General features: G+C 42.4%; 15 protein-coding genes. 4 read left to right on the top strand and 11 right to left on the bottom strand.

Going from position 1 to position 18001, the window contains the following annotated elements; translation table 11 throughout:
- Positions 1-11: 11 nt before the first annotated feature.
- The gene (locus ABJF57_RS03555; RefSeq protein WP_462231167.1) at positions 12-3797 is read left to right on the top strand and encodes a T9SS type A sorting domain-containing protein; all 3786 of its coding nucleotides are present in this window, start codon (positions 12-14) and stop codon (positions 3795-3797) included.
- On the opposite strand, the gene ABJF57_RS03550 is transcribed toward ABJF57_RS03555, so the two are convergent.
- Positions 3794-5767 (bottom strand): alpha-ketoacid dehydrogenase subunit alpha/beta, encoded by a 1974-nt coding sequence (locus ABJF57_RS03550; protein ID WP_462231169.1) that lies wholly within the window; start codon positions 5765-5767, stop codon positions 3794-3796. The genes ABJF57_RS03555 and ABJF57_RS03550 overlap by 4 nt on opposite strands.
- 33 nt (positions 5768-5800) lie before the next feature.
- Entirely contained in the window at positions 5801-6823 is a 1023-nt protein-coding gene (locus ABJF57_RS03545; protein WP_462231171.1) for an SPASM domain-containing protein, read from the bottom strand.
- Between the two features lie 26 nt (positions 6824-6849).
- On the opposite strand from ABJF57_RS03545, the gene ABJF57_RS03540 reads away from it, so the two are divergent.
- Both ABJF57_RS03540 and ABJF57_RS03535 read left to right on the top strand, forming a co-directional pair.
- Entirely contained in the window at positions 6850-8025 is a 1176-nt protein-coding gene (locus ABJF57_RS03540) for a lipoprotein N-acyltransferase Lnb domain-containing protein (protein WP_462231173.1), read from the top strand.
- Positions 8026-8055: 30 nt separating this feature from the next.
- A complete protein-coding gene (locus ABJF57_RS03535) occupies positions 8056-9267 on the top strand; it encodes a carboxypeptidase-like regulatory domain-containing protein (RefSeq protein WP_462231175.1) in 1212 nt (403 codons plus the stop codon).
- Here the strand turns inward: ABJF57_RS03535 and ABJF57_RS03530 are convergent.
- From ABJF57_RS03530 to ABJF57_RS03510, 5 genes are all read right to left on the bottom strand, one after another.
- Positions 9264-9545, bottom strand: a complete 282-nt coding sequence (locus ABJF57_RS03530) for a DUF427 domain-containing protein (protein ID WP_462231177.1) — start codon at positions 9543-9545, stop codon at positions 9264-9266. The two genes, ABJF57_RS03535 and ABJF57_RS03530, sit on opposite strands and share 4 nt — an antisense overlap.
- Before the next feature lie 44 nt (positions 9546-9589).
- A complete protein-coding gene (locus ABJF57_RS03525; RefSeq protein ID WP_462231179.1) occupies positions 9590-10966 on the bottom strand; it encodes a sensor histidine kinase in 1377 nt (458 codons plus the stop codon).
- Positions 10967-10968: 2 nt separating this feature from the next.
- Positions 10969-11769 carry a hypothetical protein gene (locus ABJF57_RS03520; RefSeq protein WP_462231181.1) on the bottom strand — a complete coding sequence of 267 codons (801 nt, stop codon included), beginning with the start codon at positions 11767-11769 and terminating at the stop codon, positions 10969-10971.
- 86 nt (positions 11770-11855) lie between these two features.
- Entirely contained in the window at positions 11856-14102 is a 2247-nt protein-coding gene (locus ABJF57_RS03515; protein WP_462231183.1) for a M1 family metallopeptidase, read from the bottom strand.
- 24 nt (positions 14103-14126) lie between these two features.
- The gene (locus ABJF57_RS03510) at positions 14127-14714 is read right to left on the bottom strand and encodes a HupE/UreJ family protein (RefSeq protein ID WP_462232024.1); all 588 of its coding nucleotides are present in this window, start codon (positions 14712-14714) and stop codon (positions 14127-14129) included.
- Between the two features lie 103 nt (positions 14715-14817).
- Here ABJF57_RS03510 and ABJF57_RS03505 point away from each other — a divergent pair, with 103 nt between their 5' ends.
- Entirely contained in the window at positions 14818-15303 is a 486-nt protein-coding gene (locus ABJF57_RS03505) for a DUF6702 family protein (RefSeq protein WP_462231184.1), read from the top strand.
- Between the two features lie 5 nt (positions 15304-15308).
- Here the strand turns inward: ABJF57_RS03505 and ABJF57_RS03500 are convergent, their stop codons facing one another.
- Genes ABJF57_RS03500 through ABJF57_RS03485 form a run of 4 tightly spaced genes read right to left on the bottom strand, consistent with a single transcriptional unit; the run spans position 15309 to position 17924 of the window.
- Positions 15309-15725: an energy transducer TonB gene (locus ABJF57_RS03500; RefSeq protein WP_462231186.1), complete on the bottom strand. Its 417-nt coding sequence runs from the start codon at positions 15723-15725 to the stop codon at positions 15309-15311.
- 13 nt (positions 15726-15738) lie between these two features.
- A complete protein-coding gene (gene thpR / locus ABJF57_RS03495) occupies positions 15739-16272 on the bottom strand; it encodes an RNA 2',3'-cyclic phosphodiesterase (protein ID WP_462231188.1) in 534 nt (177 codons plus the stop codon).
- A complete protein-coding gene (locus ABJF57_RS03490) occupies positions 16265-17125 on the bottom strand; it encodes an alpha/beta hydrolase (protein WP_462231190.1) in 861 nt (286 codons plus the stop codon). The genes thpR and ABJF57_RS03490 overlap by 8 nt, the downstream gene beginning before the upstream one ends.
- Complete coding sequence (locus ABJF57_RS03485; protein ID WP_462231192.1) at positions 17082-17924, bottom strand: alpha/beta hydrolase; 843 nt, start codon at positions 17922-17924, stop codon at positions 17082-17084. The genes ABJF57_RS03490 and ABJF57_RS03485 overlap by 44 nt, the downstream gene beginning before the upstream one ends.
- Positions 17925-18001 lie beyond the last annotated feature (77 nt).

Raw genomic sequence — 18001 nt, 5'->3', positions numbered from 1 at the left:
CAAAAGCTCGAATGAGTCTGCTTAAAAAACTTGCGAAAGCATTAGTCGTATGTATTGCACTCATCATGTGCAATACTTCTGTTGCCCAGGACACGCTTGAGATATTCGAGATCGAGTATTTCTTTGATTTGGATCCTGGAGTTGGAAGCGCCACAACGATTACAATTGGCACGCCCGACACGACGGTAAATTTGGTGGAAACACTTGCTGCATCTGGTTTGACGACCGGTTTTCATACGCTTGGTATGCGGGCAAGAAATATTTCTACAAACCCAAAAATCTTTACGGGTTCTGAAACGATAGCTCCGAATAATTACATTAACCCCGCTTTGCGAACAGCAGGTGAGTGGGGAATTACGGAGACCAGACTCGTATTCGTGGATGTTTCCGATGGTGCAGCCATTGTGAATGTGGATCAAATTGAATACTTCTTTGATACAGATCCGGGTGTAGGATCAGCAACCGTGATTAATTCCTTTTCCGCAAACCCTGCGGTATCCATTGTGGAGACACTTTCTGCCAACAGTCTGCCAACAGGCTTTCATTTGCTAGGAATGCGAGCCCGCGCCGAAGGTGGTAGCTGGGGGGTAACTGAGACACGGGTGATGTTTGTTGATCAATCCGATGGTGGCTCGATCGTAAATGTCGATTCTTTAGAGTACTTCTTTGATGTAGATCCCGGAATAGGGAACGGCACAATCATCGACGGATTTGCGGCAAGCAATACAGTTTCTTTAGTAGAAACACTAAATGCTTCAGGGTTAGCATTGGGATTCCACTTACTTGGAATCAGGGGCAAGGCTGTAGGAGGAGCATGGGGATTGACAGAGACACGTGTAATATTTGTGGATCCATCTGCAGGCGGGGGGATTACCAATATTGATCAGATGGAATATTTCTTTGATGATGATCCGGGTGTAGGTTCTGGAACGCTGATCAATTCGTTTTCCGCAAACCCTACAATTTCAATTGTGGAGACACTTTCCTCGAATGGACTTGCCACGGGCTTTCATACGTTAGGGATGAGAGGGCGAGCTGAAGGGGGAAGTTGGGGGACTACCGAAACGCGAATGATCTATGTGGATCAAGCCGGAACCCTCAAGGATATCGTTGCACTAGAATACTTTATTGACGCAGACCCTGGATTGGGAAGTGCAACGCCTATTACAGTGACGACACCTGGTGCAAGCATCAATGAAGAGCCGATGTTGACAACCAATTTACTGCCACTGGGAGCTCATTCAGTAAATGTTAGAGCTCAAAATCAGAACGGTGACTGGGGTTTGATCGAATCTAGGCCACTGGCAGTCGTAAATGTGGCTGGACCAATAATCACCAGTGCCCAAACCCTTCCGACCAACGCTGGACCTTTAGATATCACGATCACTTTTGAAGAAGCTATCAACACGTTTGTTGAATCTGATGTAATCGTTTCCGCCGGAGGAGCTATACAGGCAAGCTCATTTACAACAGTGAATGACTCCACCTTTACGTTGATTTTAGACTTGCTAACGGAAGGAGAAATCACCATTGATATTGCAGATAGTGCGGCATTTACGCAAGATGACAGCAGCCCAACACCAGCGGCCAATACATTTGTTATTAATTATGACATCACGGTTCCTGTTGTGACAGTAGATCCGTTGACCACATCCATCAACAGTCCCGAACTAACCGGAACGGTGGATGATGATAGCACTGCTGTTTCCATAACCGTGGATGGTGCTTCCTACGGCGCAACGACAGTTGCGGGCGGGATATGGACACTTGCCGCAGGTAACATCACCGCATTGGTAGATGGCATATACGATGTGATGGTAACGGCGACCGACACCGCAGGAAATGTGGGCGTAGACGCCACGACCAATGAATTGGAAATCAGTGGTAGCGCCTTTCAAGGCCTACCTGCTACCGCCATTACTTCCACTTCCTTCGATGCAAATTGGAGTTTAGGAGTGGACGTGCAGAATTACGAATTAGAGGTGTCAACAGTGAATGATTTTTCAACTTTGCTGCCTGGATACGATCCCCTGGTGCTGACAGGCACCACATCTACAGTCACAGGGCTCGATTTCTCTACGGATTATTTTTATCGGGTAAGAGTAAGAGATAATTCAGATGTGCTATCAGCCAATTCAAACACAATTTCCTTGAAAACCACTATTGATGCAACCACTATTGCTGATTCTACAGCTCTTGTGCAGATATTCAATGCATTAGATGGGCCAAATTGGAGTGCTGCTGTCAATTGGGAATCAGAAAGGCTAAGGAATTGGGATGGTATTACATTAGATGCTACGCGTACGCGAGTAATGGAGGTGAATATAGCCAGCAGAGGAGCGGTTGGTAGTATGCCAAATCCTTTTACTGGTGCGGCAGTCGGGGGATTAGATATGATGACCCTCATGAACTTGAGTAGCAATCAAATTGATGCACTCATGGATTTTGGAGGTATTTCCATTACAAATTTAGATGTGTCTGACAATGCGCTGGAGTTCGACGATTTGGAGCCTTTGTCAGGTATTTCAACCCTGACGTATGCAAATCAGACAGCCATCTTTTTTGTAGAATACAACAGCGGAGATACCATCGAACGACCACACTTGTCCAGTCCTGTTCTTTCCATTACCACCGGGGGAGCAGCCAATGTTTACAGCTTTGCCAGAGATGGTGCGGCGATAAGTCAGGGTGCAGATTTCAATATTTCAGGGGCGACACTTGAAATTATTGAGATTGACTTTGATAACATGGGCGTGTTCACGGCTTCTGTCACGAACCCTACATTCCCTGATCTCACCCTTAGTGTAGTGGCTCAGGAGGTTTTAGCAGTAGCAGATCTTTCCATGGTCATTACAGATGCAAATGACAATCCTGTTACCAGTACGGTTTCCGGATACTTGCTGGAGGCATTCAGAAGACAGCAAGGGTTTGACACGCTGGAACGTGCGGATGATGTAAGTAGCACATTCATATTCCCAAATGTTGTTTTAGGGAATTACCTGTGTGGCATAAATCCATCAGACCTTCAGACCTACATCCCTACGTATTTTGGTGATGATTTTGAGTGGGTAAGAGCAGATACGGTCTTTTTTAGAACTGCGTCAAACGTTCAAATAAGGTTAACCGGAGTACCGACCGATCCATTGGACGGAGATGGGGTTCTTGATGTTATTATCGAAGAAGATTTTCCTGAAGATGGAGCGCGAATAGATGCCAGAAGAAGAGCGGCCAAAAGAAAATGCGGATTGAGAAGAAAGAGATCAGGTGGTCGTACAGGACAAGATGACGAGTTTGAATTAATTGCTTACGGTGAAACAGATGAAAATGGAGAATTCCAGTTTGGATTCCTCCCACAAGGTACCTACCGGTTTTTCGTAGAGTATCCGGGGATTCCGTTGGACGAGTCTTCAGAAGTGGAGTTTGAAGTAGGAGAAGCAGGAATAAGTGACACTGACTTCAAGCTAGCAGCCTTTGCAACAGAGGAGGGCATTGAAATTTCAATTGATCGAGTGCTTGGATTGATACTGAGTTACTTCAAAGATTTGAAGGTTTATCCAAACCCAACAAGTGAGACTGTTAAAATAAAATATAGACACCTAAAGGCTGACAATGTAAAAGGCCAAATAGTCGATATCTCAGGCAATGTCTTAACCACATTCAACATGCGAAATGGATTTGAAGGCTATCAAGAAATAGACGTATCTGATTATGCAGAAGGCATTTACCTACTTCACATCTATGATACTGAAGATCCTGATGGAACTGTTGTCTCTTACCGAATCGTAGTGAAGGACTAGTAGTCAAGCATTTTTTTGATGGTATCCCTCAACCTTGAATTTGGAAGGAAATTCCTTTCAAGATCAGCAGCGAATGGTACTGGTGTATCGAGACTCGCTTCCCTCATCACAGGAGCATCCAGGCTTTCAAAGCAATGTTCTGAGATCCATGCCGCGATTTCGCCACCGATACCGCCGGTCATGCAATCTTCATGAAGCACTACCACTCGACCTGTTTTCTGCGCTGTGATGCGAACGGCATCTTTATCCCATGGAAGCAGTGTTCTTAAATCGATGATTTCGATAGAGGCACCGAGTTCGTCAGCCAACTGATTTGCCCAATGCACACCCATGCCGTAGGTTATGATCGACATATCAGATCCTTCTCTATTTACCACAGCTTTGCCAACCTCCGTAGTATAGTATGCATCTGGAACATTTCCACTCAATGAGCGATAAAGTGCTTTGTGCTCAAAGTACAAGTATGGGTTGGGATCTTCGATGGCAGCCGCCAATAAGCCCTTGGCATCATGTGGATTGGATGGATATACAATCTTTAGCCCAGGTGTATGGAAAAACCATGCTTCGTTAGACTGAGAATGGAATGGACCAGCACCTACACCAGCACCCGTTGGCATTCTGACCACCACATCTGCATTCTGACCCCATCGGTAGTGAATCTTAGCCAGATTATTTACAATTTGATTAAAACCTTCCGTAACGAAATCTGCGAATTGCATTTCCACTACCGCTTTCATGCCAGCAATGCTTAAGCCAAGCGCAGTACCTACAATTGCAGCTTCGCAAAGTGGGGTGTTACGAATGCGCTCTTTGCCAAATTGCTCCATGAAACCTTCAGTGATCTTGAAGACGCCTCCATAATCGGCAATATCTTGTCCCATAACTACCAACTCATCGTGCTTTTCCAAAGACTGTCTAAGCCCGTCCGAGATGGCATCCACCAGTCGTTTTTCCGACTCACTTCCATTGGGGGCAACCACATGTTGTTCGTATGGAAAGTAAACGTCCGCAATTTCTTTTGCTGTATTTGACTCAATTGTGTCTTCAGCAAAAGCCTCTTTTACAGCATCACTTATTTCTTTCTGTATGGATTTGCGGATCTTAGTGATATCATCGTTGGTGCAGATTTTTTCTTTTATGAGGAAGCTTTCGAAAGATTTAACCGGATCTTTTTTGCCCCATTGTTCCATGAGCTCTTTTGGTACGTACTTAGTACCTGAGGCTTCTTCATGACCTCTCATCCTGAAGGTCTTCGCTTCAAATATGATGGGCCTGGGGTTTTTGCGAAGGTCTTCCACCAAAGGTTCTAGTTCATTCAAAACCTCTAATATGGAATTGCCTTCGACACTGTATGCTTCCATGCCATAAGCAGGGCCTTTCACAACAAAGGAATCGAAATTGAACTGCTCACGACTTGGAGTAGAAAGCCCGTACCCATTATTTTCGATGACAAAAATTACGGGGAGGTTCCAAACAGAAGCGACGTTAACTGCTTCGTGAAAGTCACCTTCACTCGTTCCGCCATCCCCTGTAAAAACAAGACTTACCTTTTCTTCTTTTTTTAATAGATGTGAGAGCGCAATTCCGTCAGCAATCCCCAGTTGAGGACCTAAATGGGAAATCATACCTACGATATTGTAGTCTTGAGTACCAAAATGAAAGCTGCGATCTCTTCCTTTTGTGAACCCATTGATTTTTCCCTGAAACTGTGAGAACAATCGCTGAAACGGGACACCGCGAGTTGTAAATACACCTAGATTTCGATGCATTGGAAGAATGTATTCTTCCTTTTCAAGTGCCAAAGCAGCGCCAACAGAGATGGCCTCCTGACCGATTCCAGAAAACCACTTGCTGATTTTACCCTGACGAAGCAGAATAAGCATCTTGTCTTCAATCAATCGGGGAGTAACTAAAGCTTCGTGGATGGCAAGAAGCTCTTCATTGGTCCGGTCTTTACGGTCAAATTTCATAAGTCGTGTGATATGAACTGCGAAATAAGTGCATCAGGCCCAAACAGTCAGCCCTTCTGTGCAGTTTTTACAAATTTCTATTTCTGAACGTGAGTTAAGTAAGGCATTCCTGAATTTTTCATAAGGTTTAGAATTCCAGATCTCTTTGAAACTATCTTCGATTACATTTCCCATGCTATGCGTAGCATCTTTGTCAAAGCAACAAGGAATCACCTGTCCATCCCAGGTAATCACGCAAGACTGCCACATCTTCCAGCACTTGTTTTCTAATTTGTTTTTTATCGAATAGGTACCTGCACCATTTTCTTTATATCGGGAATATTTATCAATGGTAGGCATAAGGTCGCTTCCATTTGCATAATCGTATATCTGAGCGGTTTTAAATGCCATTTTATCTACCCCATATTCCTTTGCCAGCCGTTTTATTTTTGGAATCTCATGTTCATTGGGTTTTACAACCAAAAATTGCCACATGATCTTGGGACTCTTTGATTTTAATTTTTTTCGCCATTTCAGGATATTTTTAGTGCCTGCAAGCACTTTTGAAAGGTCACCTTCCTTTCTGTAAGATTCATAAGTTTCCTGTGAGGCTCCGTCAATGGAGATGATTAACCGGTCCAAGCCGGATTGTACAGTCTTTTTCGAGTTAGCATCATCCAGAAAATGGGCGTTGGTGGATGTAGTGGTGTAGATATTATGGGAGGAGGCAATTGCAACCATATCCAAAAATTGAGGATTGAGATAGGGCTCTCCTTGAAAATAGAAGGTGAGATAGAGCAAATGATCACTCACATCATTCATGATCTTTTCAAATAACTTGGTGCTAAGTTTTCCAGTAGGACGCGTGAAAGATTTTAGTCCACTGGGGCATTCAGGGCACCTCAGGTTACAGGCTGTTGTGGGTTCGATCGCCAGACTAATGGGCAATCCGGAAATGGTGGATTCTTTGGAATTGATTGAGCGCTTGTAGCTTCTCCAGATTTTCCAAGCATTGGATATTCTTTTTGGCGTTAGTTTTGAAGCGAACGAGATGCTATCGTGCAGATTGATCAACATTAAAAAACAAAGTAAACATTAGAATCATGAGATTCGCATGCCTAAGCCTTCTATTTTTTCTGGCCTCTTTTTCTCAGGCCCAATATCAATTGTCTGAAGATGCAGAAATTGCCGTAGTAACGCTTGGTCCGTACCAGGGCGAAGTGTGGTCTGCCTTTGGGCACAATGGCATTCGTGTGCGTGACCCCAAGTATGGAATAGACTGGTTCTACGATTATGGATTGTACGATTTCAATCAAGAAAACTTCTTCTTGAATTTTGCCAAAGGGTTGTTAAAATACCGTGTGGGAATACGAAAATGGGAGCATTCTTTTGCTTTTCAAAAAAGCCTCAATCGCTACATTAAAGTGCAATACCTGAATTTGACGCAAGAAGAAAAGCAGGCAATCTTTGATTACCTGCAAAACAATGTGAAGCCTGAAAATGCTGAATATCTATACAATTATGTCTATGATAATTGTGCAACAAAAATCAGGGATGTAATAAATGAACTGTTTCCTGGCAGGGTTCAATTTGACTTAAGCTATAAGGTTGAAGGAAAAACAATTAGGGACTTGATGGAAGATTATCTTGACTATCAACCATGGGGAGATCTGGGTATCGATGTGGGATTAGGAACACAGGTAGATCGTGAAGCCACTGCGGAAGAATACATGTTTCTCCCTGAATACATATTTAAGGCTTTTGCCGAAGCTGAAATAACGCGTGGAAATACGTCAGCCCCATTGGTAAGCAGCACGGAAATCGCTTTTATGCCAAAGGATCAAAACAATGAGAATGGGCTTTGGACACCATTCAACACGTTCGTTTTGGTGTTCTTCATAGTGGGTTTGATAACTCACCGAAACATGAAATATGGAAAGCGAACGAAATGGATTGACGTGCTCTTGTTTTCGTTTGTCGGATTTGTCGGTTGGTGGGTTGCGTTCCTTTGGTTTGGCACCGAACATCTTTCTCAGCGAAATTTAAATATCCTGTGGGCAATACCTTTTCATCTACCACTCATATTCTTTACCGGAAAAGAAAGATTTAGGAAATTTTTTAGGCTCTACTTCAAAGTGACCGCCTACTGGTATTGTGGAGTCCTGCTGATTTGGGCGCTCTTGCCTCAGCCTCTCCACCAATCACTCGTCCCACTTGTACTCACTTTGGTATTGCGCAGCTTTTACATCAGTTATTATCTTGGGAATAAAAAGCTATAACTATTTTTATAGTTATTCGTTTGGTTGATTATGAAACCTGACCATCGGATAGTATTGCTCGTAGTTTTTTTTGTTTGCCGACTTTCTCAAGCTCAATTGATTGAGGGAAATGTGGTGGATAAGGATACAAAAGAGCCGATCCCTTTTGCCAATGTTTTCTTTGCCGGGACACTCATTGGAGCAATCACCGATCTGGAAGGTAATTTTTCCTTTGAGATACCTGTTGAGGGTAAGTATGAGTTGACAGCATCATATGTGGGCTATCAGGGATATTCGAAACAGATCCTAAGTACCGATGAGTTACCGTTCTTTCGCATTGAGCTGGCTCCAGAAGTAATAGAGTTGAAGGACATTCAAGTTGAAGCCGATACAACAGGATGGCATAACAATTACCCGGTTTTTAAGCGCCTTTTTCTTGGTGAAACTCAAAATGCTACTAGCGTAGAGATCATCAACCCGCGGGATATTTTTCTGTTCTTTGATCGAATAGAGAATGGACTGTTTGCCCACGCCAGGAAAGAAATTCAAGTTGAGAATAATGCCTTAGGCTTACGGATGGGCTATAAGATGCACGAGTTCAGAATGGAATATAAAACTCACCGCTTTTACTCTTTCGGTGTGCCAAGATTTGAAGAAATGATTCCCAAGGGCAAAAGGCAGGCGAAAAAGTGGAACAAAGCCAGAGACAAGGCTTACAGAGGATCATTCAACCATTTCATCAGATCATTTAAGGAGAACACTTTTATCGAGGAAGGATTTATTGTTCAAGAACTATTCAGAGTTCCAAACCCAAAGAGACCACCAGTGGATATCATCCAGAAGAAGCTTGCTGCTTTGGGCGTGCGCGCTCGCTCATCACCTTCTTCTATTGTGCTGGGAGCCTCATCTGACTCTGACAGCTTGCAATATTGGATGAGGATGAGAAGACTACCAGTGCTGGTGGACAGTCTGGGAAAAAAACTGGTCGACAATAGCCTTTTCAATGGGGAATCCTTTGAGTACAAGGGACACCTCAAGATTATCTACTCAAAGGAGCGAGAAGACCCGAACTATGAGCAATACCGCAGAGGTGGTGGAATAGACAACAAACAAACGTCCATTGTCTATTTTTTGGATTTTCTGACCATCTATGAAAATGGGTACTACGATGTAGAAAAAGTATTTTTCGAAGGCTACATGGGCTGGTCTTTGAAGATTGCTGAGATGTTACCTATTGAATACAGACCAGAAACTGAACCTTAATTCTCGACTTTCACACCATTCCAGAAGGCAACGTAGCCTTTGATGTTTTTGGCAAGTTCACTAGTCTCAGGATAGTACCAGGCAGCATCTTTGTTTTCTTCTCCATTTACATCTACAGAATAATAGCTAGCAGTGCCCTTCCATGGACAAACCGTATGGGTGCTCGTCTCTTTGAAGTATTCCTTTTTGATTGATGATGGGGGGAAATAGTGATTGCCTTCTACTACAACTGTATCATCGCTTTCGGCGATCACTTCGCCATTCCAAATTGCTTTCATATTATTTGCTTTATTTATCTAAGATAAAAAGCTTGTCAATGGTTTCACTTGAGGTTGGGCAAATAAATGGAGAATGTCGTCCCTTTGCCTTTTTGTGAAGAAACTTCGATACTTCCCTCCATGTGATCAATGGCATCCTTCACAAGGTAGAGACCTAGACCTGTTCCATTGGATGATTTGCTGGCTCGATAAAACATATCAAATATTTTGGGCAAGTGTTTTTTATCAATACCAGCACCATTGTCAGAGATTTCCAACTTGAGACCATCTTCCGCAGGTGTTATCTTCACGTTTATTTCGGCATCTGATTTGCCATCGTGGTATCGGATAGAGTTGCCTAGAATATTGGTTAGGATGGTATGTAATCTTGTCGGATCTGTATGAAGTGTTAAATTTTCATCCCCATAGATGGTAAGTTTGGGCTGTGCGATATTTGGATCTAACAGTGTGCTGAACTCAGCTTTAATTTCTTTTTCCAAGGTTACTTCCGAAATCGCTAAATCCTCTTTTTGAGCTTTGCGTAACGTAATGATATCACGGATTACATTGTCAGCTTGAAGTACCCGATCTTCGATAGCGACTAAATACTCTTTCACTTTTTCATCGTCATCAGCATGTCTAATGGCAGAAATAATACCTGAGATGGTTGTGAGTGGTGAGCGGAGGTCGTGCGAAGAGCGATAAAGAAATGTATCCAGCTCAGTATTTGCCTTTTTTAAGTTATGCTGCTCAATTTCCAGGACACTGATGATCATCCCCAATCCCATCAGTGCTTGAAGCAGTATATCTACGGCCCCCATATAGTATGGGATTTCGCCATTGTAGGGAAGGAGCGATACAGGTGACAGGACCACTACGAAATAGTTGATCTGAAGCAGTCCGTAAGCGATGAAGGAAAACAAAATGAATCGGATGCCAATCCCTGTCTTAGCAATTTTCCACAACATTTTTGAGCATACGATGAATAGGAGACCAGCAACCAAAGAGCGAATGCCTACGCGATAAAATATCCTGAATTCCCCTGCATCGGGATCATTGTAATTCAATGCGACCAGCAATAAAGAAATGGGGATGATGAGAATGGTAATTGCCCGTAAATACTTTCGGTTTATTTCTTTGGTTCTGGAAATTTCTCTCGTGCCCGCATAAAGCCACAAGATTTGGAGAAAACCCGCTACCACAGTAATGAAAGAAACAAATAGCCTTACTGGATGATCGAGCGGGAGCAAAAATGCATTGGCCAGCGCGACGCAAGACCCAATCATATTTACAAATAAGGCTAACCAACTCCAGGACCAGTAGTCAAAGAAGTCATTGCGATACTGGCGAAAAAATTTTCGCAGGATCAGCATGACTACCAGGGCAAGTAATCCTTGAACAGCGTATTGGACAAATACGACTTTGACCGGCTCAGGGATCATCCTTACTGGCTCAGTTGAAATTCAGTAAATGTTCCTTCGGGTACTTCGTCAAGCACTTGAATATCCGTGAGCTCATATTTTCCTCTGTTTCCTGCAAGGAGTATTTCACCGTACTTTTTATAGTCTGTCCATGGTGTGACAAAACCAGGCTCTAGTGTAGTAGAATCTGAATAGTACGCCCACTGGGTGATCAGTTTAGAATCTGCATCTACCCATACCTCATAGACGTTTTGTGGTGTTACGCCTACATCTTCGAAAGATAGGCTCACTACATCAGCACTTATGCCATTTAGTGTGGTGTCTTCACGCAAATACTTGAGCGTCACACCTGAGTCTTTGAGCTTAAAAGGCATCACCAACCAATAGGAATCATTGACCCAAAGACCATATCCCCGTTGCAGGTAGAAGTCGAGTGAATCCGTCATTTGAGTCTCCCCGCGTATTACTTTACCTTCTTTTGTATTGATATTCATGAGAATCGTGACGTCATTCTCTGGTATTTCGATGCGAACATCGCCCGTCCATTTATCCCATATATGATTTCTTCTTCCGAAAAAATTCCATGCCAGGTATCTTGTGTCATCCCAGGCTTTGCGCCCTCCCATGGCCAGCATGGCTTTGTCTGCTAAAATTGTTGCCAGCAGATCTGAATCTTCCTGATTAAAACCCTCGGCGGGGGGGTTGTTGTATGCAATAAACTCGGAACCTTCGTCAGTCGCATCTGAGCTATCTGCGGTGGAAGTACTGGAACTACAAGATGCGAAAAGTGTGAGTAGTGCAAGAATGGTCAATGTATTTTTCATAGCTAACTTCTTAATGTCAATAAATATATGAAATAAAAAAAGGAGACCATGATGATCTCCCTTTAGTTTAGGTTGGTTGTGTTTCTTTAATCCTTCCCTTCTTTGAACTGTTCGAACCTGTCACCTTCATTTGATCTAGGATACACATTGTTATCTGTGTATGCATCGGCAGTCATTTTGTCTGGATCAATCACAATTTTAGCAACTTCTTTGTCTTTCATGAAAACTTTAGTGACTTCTTTTTCATTGATCTTCCAGATTTCTGCAGGTATTTTCTCTAATTCAACAGATCCATCTACGTATGTCCACTGAATCAATATAGGAGAAACAAGACCTCCTTTATTCTTTAGTGTAAGCTCATAAAAGTTCTTTCCGTCCGCTGCCTGCTTGATCCGATTGTTGTCTACCCCCTGATTGTATTCTCGGTATTTACCTTCCCATTCTTTAAATACAAATGGCTCTGGTGTGCTCGCCAAGTCTTTTTTGCCCTTGTCATTGGCATCAATGCCTTGTCCTGCTCCTTTAATGTTTCGCGTTTCTAAGCCATTTTCTTCGGTCTGCATTTGAAACCATCGAACATTGTCTAGCGATACATCTACATAGTCAGTACCATAGAACCAGCCTCTCCAAAACCAATCGAGATCTACAGCAGAAGCATCTTCCATGGTGCGAAACAAGTCCGCAGGCGTTGGATGTTTGAATGCCCATCTTTCAGCATATGTTTTGAATGCCTTGTCAAAAAGCTCAGGCCCCATAATGGTGGTTCTCAATAGGTTCAAGGCTGTTGCGGGCTTAGCGTAAGCATTGCTTCCAAACTGTCTGATTTGCTCAGAGTTTGTCATGATTGGCCTAACTAACCCATTTTCTCCACTCATGTAGGGAACAATATTAGCAGCAGGTCCTCTTCGAGAAGGATATTCGTAATCCAAGTAATTATCGTCAAATTCTTGTTCAGTCAAATACTGTACAAATGTGTTCAAGCCTTCGTCCATCCACGTCCACTGACGCTCATCAGAGTTGATAATCATCGGGAAAAAGTTATGACCTACTTCATGGATGATTACGGAAATCATGCCATGCTTCAACCTGTCTGAATACGAACCATCTTCGTTTGGCCTACCGTAGTTGAAGCAGATCATTGGGTACTCCATTCCAATGGATGCAGTATGCACTGAAATGGCTACTGGATAGGTGTATTCAACGGTGAATTTTGAATAAGTCTCAAGCGTTTGCTTAACTGCGAGTGTAGAAAACTCTTCCCAAAGTGGATTTCCCTCCTTTGGGTAATAAGACATTGCCAGTGGCTCATTGCCATCACTCAGCTTCACCGCCATGGCATCCCAAATGAATTTTCTGGAGGCACAAAATGCGTAATCTCTTACATTTTTAGCTTTGAATCTCCAGGTTTTAGTTCCTGTAGCTTTTGATTTTTCGTTCTTCTTAGCTTCTTTTTCTGTTACGATAATCACAGGTTTATCATAGCTTTTCTTGGCTTGTTCGAAGCGATCCATTTGATCAGTGGTAAGCACCTCATTCGCATTTTCTAATGTCCCCGTAGCTCCTACAATAAAGTCCGAAGGCACTGTCAGGTCTACTTCATAGTCACCAAAGGTGAGTGCAAACTCTCCGCTTCCAAGGAATTGCTTGTTTTGCCATCCTTCATTGTCGATGTATACCGCCATTCTTGGGAAGAACTGAGCAATTGTATACAGATAGTTGTCTTCTTTTTCGAAGTACTCAAGCCCAGACCGACCACCGTCAGTCATTCTATTGTTGATATTGTACATCCAGTCGATGCTGAAAGACATATTCCCGCCAGACTTCAGCGGTTGGTCCAGGTCTATACGCATCATTGTTTTGTTGATGGTGTAGCTCATACCCTTCCCACCACTTTTCACGGATTTGATTTTAAAGCCGCCATCGTACTCGTTACCACCAGCTAATCTGAAAACTGCGATCGCACTTAAAGTATCTCTCATTGTGCCTCTCCCAACAAGTGGAGAATCAGAATCAGAGGCTCTCATGTTCTGATCCAGCTGTACCCATAGGTACTCAAGGTTATCAGGAGAGTTGTTGTAGTAGGTGATTGTTTCACTGCCGGTGATTGACTGGTTACTGTCGTCCAATACAATCTTCATTTTGTAGTCAGCTTTTTGCTGCCAGTACTGATGACCTGGAGCTCCAGAAGCTGTTCGATACACATTGGGAGTTGGCAGTATGGTACCCAGCTGCTCAAACTTTTGTTCCCACTCGGTGTCTTTTTGTTTTTGATCTTGCGCCATGGCAATAGATCCGACCAAAAACGCTACGATAAGTAGAATGCTATTCTTCATAGTTACGTTTAATTAATAATGTTTTTAGTTTAAGTAATTCGTGTCTAGCATGAGCATAAGAGCAATTCCGCCCACGGCCGATGAAATAATCATTTTCCAATCCCTCCTGCTGACACCTCCTAACCCGACGAAAATCAAGCTAATTACCATGAATAATGCAACGATTATTATTTGACCGACCTCTAATCCTACATTAAAGGCAAATAGCTGAAGGATGATCGTTTCATCTTTTCCTAGTAAAGCTCTTAGGTAGTTGGAAAATCCAAGTCCGTGGATAAGTCCAAAAAATCCAGCGTACAAATAGTTCCTCCAGATTTTACCTTCTGCAATTCGATCTTCTTTGGTAAAAAGATTTGATATGGCTGTAATGATAATGGTGACAGGTATGAGAAACTCAATTAAGTCAGCATTGACATCAATCACTCGCATAGTAGCCATCGCCAATGTAATGGAGTGGCCAATGGTAAAAGCGGTAATGAGTATCAACACTTTTTTCCAGTCCGTAGACTGGTAAAGAGCACATAGTACAATCACAAAAAGAATATGATCATAGCCATTGATATCTAAGATATGATCTAATCCGAGCCCGTAATACAATCTAAACTCACTCATCGGGTAGCGAATATAAGACATGGAACTGTTCTGGAGATTTCACTGATCAATGATTTGATGAACGGTCTTGATCTTGGGCATGCCATTTGCGTAGATTTGAGCTATGATTACAGTGGCACTCATTTTATTTCAATCTTTGGTTCACCCATTTCACGTGAGTGTATCAGACATTAAGTATAAGCAGGAAAAAAAAGCAATACAGATAAGTACCCGAATCTTTTTAGATGATCTGGAACTTGCGCTTCAGTCTTATACAGGGAATAAAAAACTCGATATCACGAAGGAAGAAAACTGGGATTTCGTAAAAGAAAATCTGAAACCATACATTTTAGAAAGAATGAAGCTATGGGATGAGAAAGGTAAAGAGTACAAGCTTAACTATATAGGCGCCGAGAAGGAAGAAGATGTGATGTGGTGTTATTTGGAAATTGAGAAAGTGAAGAAACTCAAGCGTGTAAAAGTCTGGAACAGCATCTTACACGAAGTGTGGGGCGATCAGGAAAACCTGGTTCATTTCAGAGCCTTTGACGAAGTACAGAGCGCAAGGCTCTATAGAGGAGAGGATACTGAAGTTTTTGAGTGGGAATGATTGAATCACTTAGCCAACTTTGGGTGAAAATAAATTGGTGAAATAAACTTTTGCCTCACGGGCTGTCCATCTATCCTCCCCGGACTCCATTTTGGCATTTCTTTAAAGATACGAAGAGCTTCTTCATCGCAACCAAATCCAAGACTCTTAGCGACTTGTATATTGGATAAGCTTCCATCTTTTTCAACAATAAACTGAATAAAGACTCTTCCTTTGATGTTTTTTTTAGCAGCTTCTTCAGGATAATTAATCTCTTCAACTATATCCTCATATAGCTTGACAATCCCTCCAGGATACTTACAAGACTCATCCACTTCGGTATAGACTTTATCAATATCTGGTGAGGAATGCATGGCGAGTTCCTGTCCGAATGAAAATGAAACAGCAAGTAAAGTCAGAAGGGGTATAAGTATCTTTTTCATATCAGTAAGTTAATCACAATCCAATGATGTTCCATTTTGAGCCATCGTGTTTCAAAAGGTCAATTCTTCTCACTTCGAAATCAAAATTGATCCGACGTTGCTCAAATTCTTTGCGTGCTTCATAAAACATCGGCTTCTTCAAGTCACGAAATCCGATTGTCACATGTGGATGAAACGGACGATTCTGGTAATTGGCATTGTCTAATTTCAATTGCTTTCTGCAACTATCCACCACTCCCTTTTGCAGTTTATCGAGCTCCTCGTTTGCACGGACATCAACAAACACGACACGAGGTTCAAAGAAGTTAAAATTTTGGAGTTGAATCGTGAATGGTTTGAGTTGAGCATTGTTTGACTGGATTACCTCTTGCAATGCTTCATATTTTCTATCCTTCCATTTGAAAGGCATATGCAGTGTAATGTGCGGAGGCGATTTCAACGCGTGATTGCTCTCATATTTTTCCGCCACCTCCATTTTAAGCTGAGTGATTTCTTCTTGAATTTCCTGTGGTGGGACAATGGCAATAAAGTACAGGGCTTCACTCATATTCCAGTACTGTTCTCATAGATTCCCAGTAAGAAGGAAAACTCGATAAGTCATTGTGATGTCCTCCCTCAATCGTAAAAAACTGAGCCTCTTTGTCGGAAACGCTCTCGAATAAGCGCTTTCCCGAAGAATAATCAACCACTTCATCATCGGTTCCATGAAAAATAGAAATGGGAACCTGACATGTTTTCAAAGACACATAATTTTTGAAATTATACTTCAATAGATAACGGGTAGGGTAGATGGGAATGACATCCTTAGCCACATCTTTCAAGCTATAGAATGGGGTTTCCAGAATGAGTTTTTTAGGATTGTTTTTGCCTGCGAGGTGGCTTGCAAAAGCAGAACCTAGTGATCTGCCGAATAGGATAATATTCTCCTCAGATTCCAACTGACCAGCATAATTGTATATCGCGTCTGCGTCAGATAGCATTCGCTTTTGGGTTCTCTTGCCACTGCTTTTTCCATATCCGCGATAGTCCACAATGAAAACCTCATACCCTAACTCCACAAAAGGATACACCACCTCCCCCCAACGTGCCAGGTTGCCAGCGTTTCCATGAAAGTATACAATCAATCCTTTCGATTGTGATTGAGTAAAATGAAGCGCGTTGATTATTGCACCATCATCCATGGTGATGAAATGTTCGTCAAAGTCAGCGTCAAAAGAATAGGCAAAGTCTGATGACAAGTCTTCAGGGAGGAAAATCAGGCGTTCTTGAAGTAAGTAGATGAGCAGTCCCAAGGCTAGGTATAAGCCTAACAGCGTAACGGCAAGAATTTTGAAAGTATTTAGCATGAGCAGGGTGTCAATTTTTTGCGGCTTTCCGTTTGAAAGAAAGGCTCGTTTCATCTGGGTTAATGGATGCTAATTCTTCAGATTTAACAACTTCCTCAAGCATTCGATGATACTCTTCATGCGTATAAAGATCATTATGCCCTCCTCCAATCACAGAGTATAGTCGCGTGACTTTTGGGTTGATATTCGATAGTGCCAGGCTACTTCCAAAAGGAATCAGTTTGTCCTTTGTGCCATGGATAATTTTGATAGGGCAAGTCACATATTTGATCCACTTGTAGGTGCGAAGCGGATATTTTAATATCAGCGAAGCAGGCATAAAAGGGATGTACCGCTTGGCCATCTTGGTCATGCTGTAGTAGGGGGATTCCAGAATGAGCATGCGCGGGTTATTGTTGCTGGCCAGCTTGGTAGCAAAACCAGAACCCATGGATCTGCCATAAATGGTGATGTACTTTTCATCAACCTTACTTCTAAGGACATCATAGACTTTTTGCATGTCGTGTTTAATGTCCTTTTCTGATCTTCTCAGCCCAATACTCTTTCCAAACCCTCTGTAGTCTACCATGACCACATCGAAACCCAGCCGGGTGAAGTCAACGGCAAACTTGCCCCAACCTTTGATGGAGCGCGAATTTCCTTTCAAATAGAGCACCACACCCTTTGGTTCAGGAATACTAAAATGCACTCCGTTAATCCGAATATCATCACCCACATAGAGATTATGTTCAACACTTTTTTGATTTGGATATTTAAATTGAAAGTCTGGTGGGAGTTTCTCTGGTTTAAACAAAAACCTTTCTTGTAAGAAATATGCCGCCACATTAGTAATAATGTAGATTGATAAAATCACTATGATGATTGTCCAGACCAATGCTGTAAATTATGTCTCTTTTGGGAAGTTCTCCCATTAAATATATGAAATGAAAT

This window comes from Ekhidna sp. (assembly GCF_039940915.1).
Classification (GTDB): Bacteria; Bacteroidota; Bacteroidia; order Cytophagales; family Cyclobacteriaceae; genus Ekhidna.
The sequence above is the reverse complement of the archived record's forward strand: the minus strand, read 5'-3'. Positions and strand labels throughout refer to the sequence as shown.